At 62.1% G+C, this 7,677-nt stretch carries 10 protein-coding genes, 1 tRNA gene and 1 pseudogene; 7 read left to right on the forward strand and 5 right to left on the reverse strand.

The genetic code is table 11. From position 1 onward, the window contains the following. The 3 genes from gpt to EN781_RS19720 all read right to left on the reverse strand — a co-directional run. Positions 1–446: xanthine phosphoribosyltransferase (gpt, locus tag EN781_RS19710; protein WP_127400246.1), on the reverse strand; the 446-nt coding region annotated here is incomplete at its 3' end. 149 nt (positions 447–595) lie between these two features. Continuing rightward, on the reverse strand, positions 596–1,429 hold the full coding sequence (locus tag EN781_RS19715; RefSeq protein WP_126054326.1) for a universal stress protein: 834 nt from the start codon (positions 1,427–1,429) through the stop codon (positions 596–598). A gap of 81 nt (positions 1,430–1,510) precedes the next feature. Further along, a complete protein-coding gene (locus EN781_RS19720) occupies positions 1,511–2,254 on the reverse strand; it encodes a competence/damage-inducible protein A (protein ID WP_126054327.1) in 744 nt (247 codons plus the stop codon). 136 nt (positions 2,255–2,390) lie between these two features. On the opposite strand from EN781_RS19720, the gene EN781_RS35370 reads away from it, so the two are divergent. The 3 genes from EN781_RS35370 to EN781_RS35380 are packed head-to-tail and all read left to right on the forward strand — an operon-like array spanning position 2,391 to position 3,359. After that, positions 2,391–2,660 carry a hypothetical protein gene (locus EN781_RS35370; protein ID WP_245492619.1) on the forward strand — a complete coding sequence of 90 codons (270 nt, stop codon included), beginning with the start codon at positions 2,391–2,393 and terminating at the stop codon, positions 2,658–2,660. Next, complete coding sequence (locus EN781_RS35375; protein ID WP_245492620.1) at positions 2,644–3,048, forward strand: alpha/beta fold hydrolase; 405 nt, start codon at positions 2,644–2,646, stop codon at positions 3,046–3,048. Before EN781_RS35370 ends, EN781_RS35375 begins: the two co-directional genes overlap by 17 nt. Next, positions 3,045–3,359 (forward strand): hypothetical protein, encoded by a 315-nt coding sequence (locus EN781_RS35380; RefSeq protein ID WP_245455457.1) that lies wholly within the window; start codon positions 3,045–3,047, stop codon positions 3,357–3,359. The genes EN781_RS35375 and EN781_RS35380 overlap by 4 nt, the downstream gene beginning before the upstream one ends. A gap of 454 nt (positions 3,360–3,813) precedes the next feature. Here the strand turns inward: EN781_RS35380 and EN781_RS19735 are convergent, their stop codons facing one another. Together EN781_RS19735 and EN781_RS19740 are read right to left on the reverse strand one after the other, a co-directional pair. Continuing rightward, positions 3,814–4,053 carry a DUF2188 domain-containing protein gene (locus tag EN781_RS19735; protein ID WP_126054328.1) on the reverse strand — a complete coding sequence of 80 codons (240 nt, stop codon included), beginning with the start codon at positions 4,051–4,053 and terminating at the stop codon, positions 3,814–3,816. Between the two features lie 31 nt (positions 4,054–4,084). Further along, the gene (locus EN781_RS19740) at positions 4,085–4,363 is read right to left on the reverse strand and encodes a DUF982 domain-containing protein (RefSeq protein ID WP_126054329.1); all 279 of its coding nucleotides are present in this window, start codon (positions 4,361–4,363) and stop codon (positions 4,085–4,087) included. 238 nt (positions 4,364–4,601) lie between these two features. Between EN781_RS19740 and EN781_RS19745 the strand changes: the two genes are divergently transcribed. The 4 genes and pseudogenes from EN781_RS19745 to EN781_RS19760 all read left to right on the forward strand — a co-directional run bounded on the left by EN781_RS19745 (position 4,602) and on the right by EN781_RS19760 (position 7,235). Beyond that, a complete protein-coding gene (locus EN781_RS19745) occupies positions 4,602–5,159 on the forward strand; it encodes a hypothetical protein (protein ID WP_126054330.1) in 558 nt (185 codons plus the stop codon). A 144-nt stretch (positions 5,160–5,303) separates the two neighbouring features. After that, positions 5,304–5,881, forward strand: a pseudogene (locus EN781_RS19750) (NUDIX domain-containing protein). Positions 5,882–5,974: 93 nt separating this feature from the next. Beyond that, positions 5,975–6,060 (forward strand) — tRNA-Leu (locus EN781_RS19755). A 278-nt stretch (positions 6,061–6,338) separates the two neighbouring features. Continuing rightward, the gene (locus tag EN781_RS19760; RefSeq protein WP_126054331.1) at positions 6,339–7,235 is read left to right on the forward strand and encodes an ankyrin repeat domain-containing protein; all 897 of its coding nucleotides are present in this window, start codon (positions 6,339–6,341) and stop codon (positions 7,233–7,235) included. The last annotated feature ends 442 nt before the right edge of the window (positions 7,236–7,677 follow it).

Here is a 7,677-nt window from a genome sequence, read left to right on the forward strand (position 1 = left end):
GGAAAGTAGATCCAGGTATCCTGGCTGACCTCGGTGACGAAGGTATCGACCAGCGGTCGCCCCTTCGGCTTGGCGTAGACGGTGGCGAAATGCGCCTTAGGCATCATGGCGCGTACGATGCCCGCGGTCTTGCCGGTGTCGGTGAGGTCGTCGATGATCAGCACACCGGCGCCGTCGTCGGCGAGCAACGCCGGCGTGATTTCCTTCAGAACCTGCAACTGCCCCTGGCTGGTGTAGTCGTGATAGGAGGCGACGCAAACCGTCTCGATGACCCGGATGCCGAGCTCGCGCGAGATGATGGCGGCTGGCACAAGGCCGCCGCGGGTGATGCAGACGATCGCCTTCCACTGCCCCTTGCTGGCGCCGGCAAGCCGCCAGGCAAGCGCGCGGGCGTCGCGGTGGAACTGGTCCCAGGAGACCGGGAAGGCTTTTTCGGGAAGGGACATTTTTCGCGCACTCCGCAACACGCGACCAGGCGCGTGACGACATCCAAGGGGAATGCAGGCGGAATTAGCGGGAAAATGCCGCCCTTGGCAAGGTGGCGGCTAGCGATACCGGTGGACTTAACGCCGCGCTTGCTTTGAACGGCGTTAGGTCATCTAGACAGGAAGGCCGCCACTGGCGCGGTGCGCAGCACCGTGCGTGTCACGCCGCCGAACAGCAGTTGGCGCAGCCAGGAATGGCTGTAAGCGCCGAGCACGAGCAAGTCGGCGCCGGTCTCGGCGATGCGTGTCTGGATCAGGTCATCGACGGAACCGCCATTCGACCTCTGCACCGAGACGCTGACGGTGGCGCCGTGCCTGGAGAGCGCCGCGGCGATCTCGGCGCCGGCGGCCTCCGGGGCTTCGTCCAGCGTCTCCGGCGGATCGATGATCAATATGTCCGTCTTCTCCGCCTCGCTGATGAAGGGCAGGGCGTCGAAGGCGGCGCGTGCGGCCTCCTTGCTGCCGTTCCAGGCCAGGAGCACACGCTTGAAGGTTGTGATGAGGGGGCCTTCATGCGGCACCACGAGCACGGGCCGTCCGGCATCATAGACCAGCGTGTCGACATCGGCGCTCGGATCGCCGCCGGTGTCGCGCTGGGCGGCGATGATCAGGTCGGCTGCACGGACGCTTGAAATGCCGGTCAGCGCGCTGTCGCCGGAAAAGCTCTCGAGGCTGCGCCACTCGAAGGATAGGCCCGACGCTTCGATGCGCCTCAGGAAAAGCGCTTCCAGCTTGTCGGCGCGTTCCCGGTTCATCTCGGCCGACACCTGCAGGAACTCGGTGTCCGGAAAGCCGGTCGCCGAGGTGTAGGGGACTGGAAGCGCCTCGGCATGGATGCCGACGAGATGGCTTTGAAAGCGGTCGGCAAGCGGGATGGCGCAATCGAGCACGCGCTCGGCGTCCTGCTCGTTCTGCAATATGGCGACGATGGTCTTGAAGCGCATGGCAATCCCTCATCTTGCGGCGATCGAAAATCGCCTGCGACAAACGCTAGAGGAGCGCGCTTGGTTCCGGAATGACCTGGATCAACCGGCCGCCTTGGCGAGGCCGGCCACCATGGCTTCGACATCCCTGCGCGCGGCCTCCAGCGCTTCCTCGCTGCGGGCGCGCACGACGAGTTCGGTCCAGAACTTGCCGTCGCCATATTTCGGGTAAGAGCCGATGATGGTGTCGGAATGCGCCTTCTGGATATCGGCCAGGGGGCCGCCGATCAGGCCCTCGCCGAACGGGCACTGGACCGTCACCGACAGCATTTTGGTCCCCGCCTTCAGCGTCGGCACGACATTGTCGAGCATGGCCTGGAAGATCGACGGCACGCCGGCCATGACATGGACGTTGCCGATGCGGAAGCCCGGCGCGATAGACACCGGATTGTCGATATGGTCGGCGCCACGCGGCATGCGCGCCATGCGCTTCCTCGCCTCGGTGTATTCAATGCCGCGCGCGGCATAGCTCGCTTCCAGCATCGCATAGGCCTTGGCGTCGTATTCGCATGGCACGCTGAACGCCTTGGCGATCGAATCGGCGGTGATGTCGTCATGCGTGGGGCCGATGCCGCCGGTGGTGAAGACGTAGGTGTAGCGAGCGCGCACGGCATTGACCGCGGCGACGATCTCGTCCTCCTCGTCGGCAACGATGCGCACTTCCTTCAGGTCGATGCCTATGGCCGTCATGATGTCGGCAAGGTGGCCGATGTTCTTGTCCTTGGTCCGGCCCGACAGGATCTCGTCGCCGATGACGAGCATGGCGGCGGTGACAATTTCAGGCATGGCTGGCTCCGGCAAACAGGGTCGCCTGAGATAGCGCGGCGATGGGCCGCCGGCAATCAGCCAGCACTATGCCACGGCGGCGCCTTGCAGCGACATCTGCGGCGGGTAATCTGCCTCGGTCTGCTGCGGGTGGAAGATGTCGATATCGATTCTGTGGTGGCTGCTCGGTGGCGTGGTCGTGCTGGCGGTCGTGGTGCTTCTTTTTTTGGTGCTGGCGACATGGTGGATCGCCGCCAAGGCGAAACGGCTGGTGCCGGCGCGCGGAACGTTTGTCGAGATCGACGGCAACCGCATCCATTATGTCGAGGAAGGCGAGGGCAGGCCGATCGTTTTCCTGCATGGGCTAGGCGCCCAGCACCATCATTTCCGCCACACGCTGTTCGGCCGTTTTGGCCCCGGGATATAGGCTGATCGCGCTCGACCGTCCGGGCTCTGGCTATTCGGTGCGGGCTGGCGACGCCACCGGGCGACTGCCCGAGCAGGCCGAAATCGTGCGGCGCTTCATCGACAAGCTGGGGCTGGAGAAGCCGCTGGTCGTTGGTCATTCGCTGGGCGGCGCAATCGCGCTGACGCTGGCGGTGGAGCACCCCGGGAGGATTTCGGGCATCGCCTTGCTCGCACCCCTGACGCATCTGGAAACCAGGGTGCGCCAGAAATTCGACCTGCTCTACGTTCCTTCGCGGCTGCTGCGCCGGATCATGGCGTATACGGTGGCGATACCGTTGAGTTTGAAATACGCGGAGCCGACAATGAGGTTCATCTTCGCGAGCAGGCCGTTCCAGGTGACTATATGACCGGAGGAGGCGGCTGGCTCGGGTTGCGGCCCGCCCATTTCCATGCAACCTCGACCGATGTTGTTGCGGTGGAACAGGATCTCGGCCGCATCGAGCAGCGCTATGGCGAGATCGCCATGCCTGCCGGCATTTTGTTCGGCACCGCCGACCGCGTCATTGGCATGGCTGTCCATGGCCAACCGATGCGGGACAGGCTCAAAGGGCTCGATTTCGAGGCCGTCGACGGCGTGGGCCACATGCCGCAATTCATCGAGCCGGAGCGCGTCGCCGCTTTCGTCAGGCGCATTGCCGAGCGGGCGTTTGCTGGCTGAACATCACCCAGCCCTCACGACAATTCACTGAACCTTCGACGTGACCATCGGGTCTGACCCATGTCGCATCAGGGAGCAAAACCAATGATGATGAGACTGCTTGCAGCCTCGGCTTTGACGATCGGCCTCGCCACATCGGCATTGGCCCAGTCGGCCGAGACAACGTCTGGAAGCCATCGCAACTGGCTGTTCGAAACGAAGACACGTTCCCCGTCGATCGCAACACCACGGCCAGCATTGCCGGCAGCGATGCGTCAGGCCTGAACACGCTGGGCAACCCCGGCCCGGCCGGGCCTTGCGCCTCTAGCACGTCCGGACCCGACGCCAATGCCGGGCAAGAACGTCAACGATCAGTATTGCGGCAAGTAGCAGACCGCACGCTTTCCAAGTGGCGGCAGGGTGCCATGGCGGGTATCGGCGGCCGCTGTGGCAAGGGCCGCGCCAGGAGCAGACGCTAGTCGGAAACTTCGGTTTGTGGCCGATCCCGGCCGTCGGCCAGTTCGTCGTGCCAATTGCCTTCGGCGTCCTCGTATTGGATGCCGTCCGTGGCGCCGGCGATCTGCTGCTCGGCCGAAGCGATCTCGGCGGCGCGCAGCGCGTCCTGGTGGGTAGGGAACGTCTCCGAAAAGGTCGCACCGACCTTGTAGGCCCAGCCGCCATCGTGCTCGACGATCTTGTAAGTCAGCTTCGCCATGAAGTCCTCCGGTTGAAAAGCCCCCTTTTGCTCAATGCAGCCGATCGTCGGGCAAGCGGTCGTCGGGCACCAGCACTTCCGATTCCTTGGCCGCCTCGATCAAGGCCCGGCGCGCATCCGCCGTCGAACGATATCCTTCCAGCACTTTGAGGCAAGTGTCGACGGCATCACGATGCCGCGGGCCGCGATTGAGCGGCCAAACCGTCATCAGGCATTCCGCCGCTTCTTTTGTGCTGCGGATCTGGCGATATTTGCCGACATGGCCGAGTTCGACCACCACCGGCTTTTCAAAAGGCTTGCTGTCCATCATGGCCGCAAACGCAAAGCAGCCAATTTGGTTGCAATCGTGTCTTCCAGGCTGCGCCCAAACGTCTCAGCGAAGTTGGTCAGCCCGCCGCCTTCATCCAATGCCGCATCGTCGTCACCGAGCGGGCAAGCTGCGGCGCCGGGTGGATTTCCTCGCCGAAGGTGGCCGCGTGCCAGCGAACGCCGCCGCATCTCTGGCGCGAAGCAGGTAACGTGATTAGACTTGAAGTCGGAGAGACCTAATGCCGGGCCCGTTCGAAGCCGTTAGCACATACTTCCATGCGAAGGATGGGAACCGTCCATTCTTGATGCGGCGCGCCTTTACTGGAGACATCCATCTGGAAATGGTCGTGAAGACCGAAGCCATCTCCTTTCCGAGTTCGGCCGACGGGGTGGCCGCGATCGAAGAGATTCTTAGTCGTGGTTTCGCCAATGATTTCGAGAACGTCTACACCTTCTGCCTTGCGCAACCAACGGAGGCCAATCGGCGCCATTTTCCATGCCACTGGCTGGTCGGTATGTCGGCCAAGAACAATGGTCCAATTCGGGTCGGGAGCGGGCGCTACGACTGGTATTTTACACGGGGTGCACAGTGCAAGGTCGAAAAGCTGGTCATCACCATAGATGTGATGCAGATATTTCCTGCTGATAAGCTTGACCGGATCATGGGCTGGATTACGAATCTGCCTTATCCCTGGTGCGAGCCCGGGGAGATGATGAGAGAAATGCCGCGCCTTGAAGGGCTTGCACCCATTCAGCGCTACCTGAAGGAGATTCGGCCAATTCCGCCGGAGCGCTGATGCCCCGGAAGAAAAGCCGCTAACAACCTGCACCAGACACGAGGCGGTGAAAAATGCCGCCCTGGACCAATGGCTGGCCCGATTGCATGAATGGCGGTTCGCGGCTAGGCCCCGTGCGCGGGCACGGGTTCATCGGAGTTCATCATGGAAGATCGCATTCGCATCCGCTCGGAAGAGGTGCTGTCCGACGACTGGGCGGTCCTGAAGAAGACGGTGCTCGATTATCGCCGACGCGACGGGCAGTGGGAGACGCAGATCCGCCAGACCTACGATCGCGGCGATGGCGCGGTGATTCTGCCCTTTGATCCCGCTCGCTCGACCGTGCTCTTGGTGCGGCAGTTCCGGTATCCGGCCTATGTCACCGGCCATCGCGAACCCCTGATCGAGGCCTGCGCTGGCCTGCTCGACGAGAACGACCCGGAAACCTGCATCCGCAAGGAGGCGGAGGAGGAGCTCGGCTACCGGCTGAAGGACGTCGAGCGGCTGTTCGCGCCCTATATGAGCCGGGCAGCGTGACGGAGCGGCTCTGGTTCTTCGTCGCGCGCTACACCCCGGCCGACCGCATCTCGGCCGGCGGCGGCGCGCCGGAAGAGGGTGAGGATATCGAGGTGCTGGAGATGACGCTCGACGACGCGCTGGCCGGCATCGCCGACGGGCGCATTGTCGATGCCAAGACGATCATCCTGATCCAGCACCTGAAATTGTACCCGATCCCGGCTTGAAGGCTGCCGGGCGCCAAGTTCCGGCGCCAGCCCACGCAGCGTCCGCACATGGGCGGTTGACGTTTCGGCCCGAAGCCCCGAAAAGCAACGGGCGCGGACGTGGCGGAACTGGTAGACGCAAGGGACTTAAAATCCCTCGATCTCTGATCGTACGGGTTCGATTCCCGTCGTCCGCACCATCGCACTGGCGCGATCACGGAATTACGCTCAGCGCCCACCTTGCTAAGTTCCTCTGGCGGCGGACTTGATCCGCCTAGGGCCGGCGTCTTACCCCAAAGCCCCCCGCCCAACAGGCGCCGGCCTCTTTTTGTCAGAGATTATTGCGATCACTCCTCGCGAAACTCCTGGTTCTGTTCCGTTAGCGGTCGCTGAAATACCTTGTCGCGATTGAGCATTCACCCTAAACTCTGCCCTTCTCAAAGCGTGCCCAGTCCTCCGGTTTGACACAGGGTAGCGAATGCGCCGCGTTTTGCTTTTGCTTCCATTGGTGCTTTTGCACCTTCCGATTGCAACGCATGCCGCCGCTATCCACGACGCCGCCACGAAGGGCGATGTCGCGGCGATCACCGCAGCGCTCGACGCAGGTGCTGGCGTTGATGAGAGCGATGGGAAAGCGACACCACTCTATCTTGCGGTTAAGAGTGGGCATTTTGCGGCGGCAAAACTGCTCATGGATCGCGGTGCCGACGTCAACGCCGCCCCGACACCGCTTTTGGGTCCTGCTCTCATGCCGGCTTTGGCAAAACGCAGGATCGACTTGATCAAACTGTTGCTGGACGGAGGCGCAAATCCAAATTCGAAGCGCAGCCGCGAAAACGCTATCCACATCGCGGTCAATCTGGGTTGCCTCGATTGCGTGAGGGCACTGGTCGAGGCCGGCGCGGACGTCAATGCGAAGACAAAGGACGGCAAGACGCCGCTCCATCTGGCAAAATTCAAGGGGCTACGCGAAATCGCTGACTATCTCATGTCGCACGGCGTCATCTTGCCAACGCCGTCTCCGATCTCGATGAAGTTGGCTACCGCCGATATTGAGAAAGGCCGAACCTCCTTCACCCGACTATGTGCCGGTTGCCACAATGTCGAGCCACAGGGAGGAACCAAGACGGGGCCGAACTTGTGGAGTGTCGTCGGCCGCGATAAGGCTTCTATGACAAAAATGCGTTATTCCGACACCTTGCTGGGCTGGGAAGGCGTGTGGACGTACGAGGACCTGAACAAATATCTGCTTGAGCCCATGGTCACTACGCCAGGCGTTTACATGGAGATGCCCGGTGTTCCGGATGAGACTGAACGGGTCAATCTGATCGCCTACTTACACACACTCAGTGACAAGCCGATCCCGCTGCCCTGAACCCCTCGTCCTACCCCAGGAGGGCTTGGCCGGGTCGCTGTGTAAGGTCGTAATCGCGCATCAACCGACCTCCCGATACCTACTCCGATTTAGCAATCTCTCAGCTATGGACTCGATTGCTGTGTGGAAGCATTCTCGGCGCTCGGGGAGAGAAGGGCGTGGATAAATTAAACATAGGGGCTGATCAGGCTAAACGCTGGCGAGACCAGGCCCTGCGCGGTCGGAGGAGGCGCCTTTCGCGCGGCGCCGTGTCGTGGGCGCTGATCCTGGTGGCGATAATCATTCTCTGCGGTCTGATTGTGCTGAAAGCCCACTAGTAAGCGTCACTTCAGGCTTTGCGTGGCACTTTGGACACCCAAGGGTGGACACACAGAGAGACTTAAAATCACTCGATTTCCGATCGTACGGGTTCGATTCCCGTCGTCGCATCATGGTACTGGCG

The sequence above is a fragment of the Mesorhizobium sp. M4A.F.Ca.ET.090.04.2.1 genome (genome assembly GCF_003999085.1).
Lineage (GTDB): Bacteria > Pseudomonadota > Alphaproteobacteria > Rhizobiales > Rhizobiaceae > Mesorhizobium.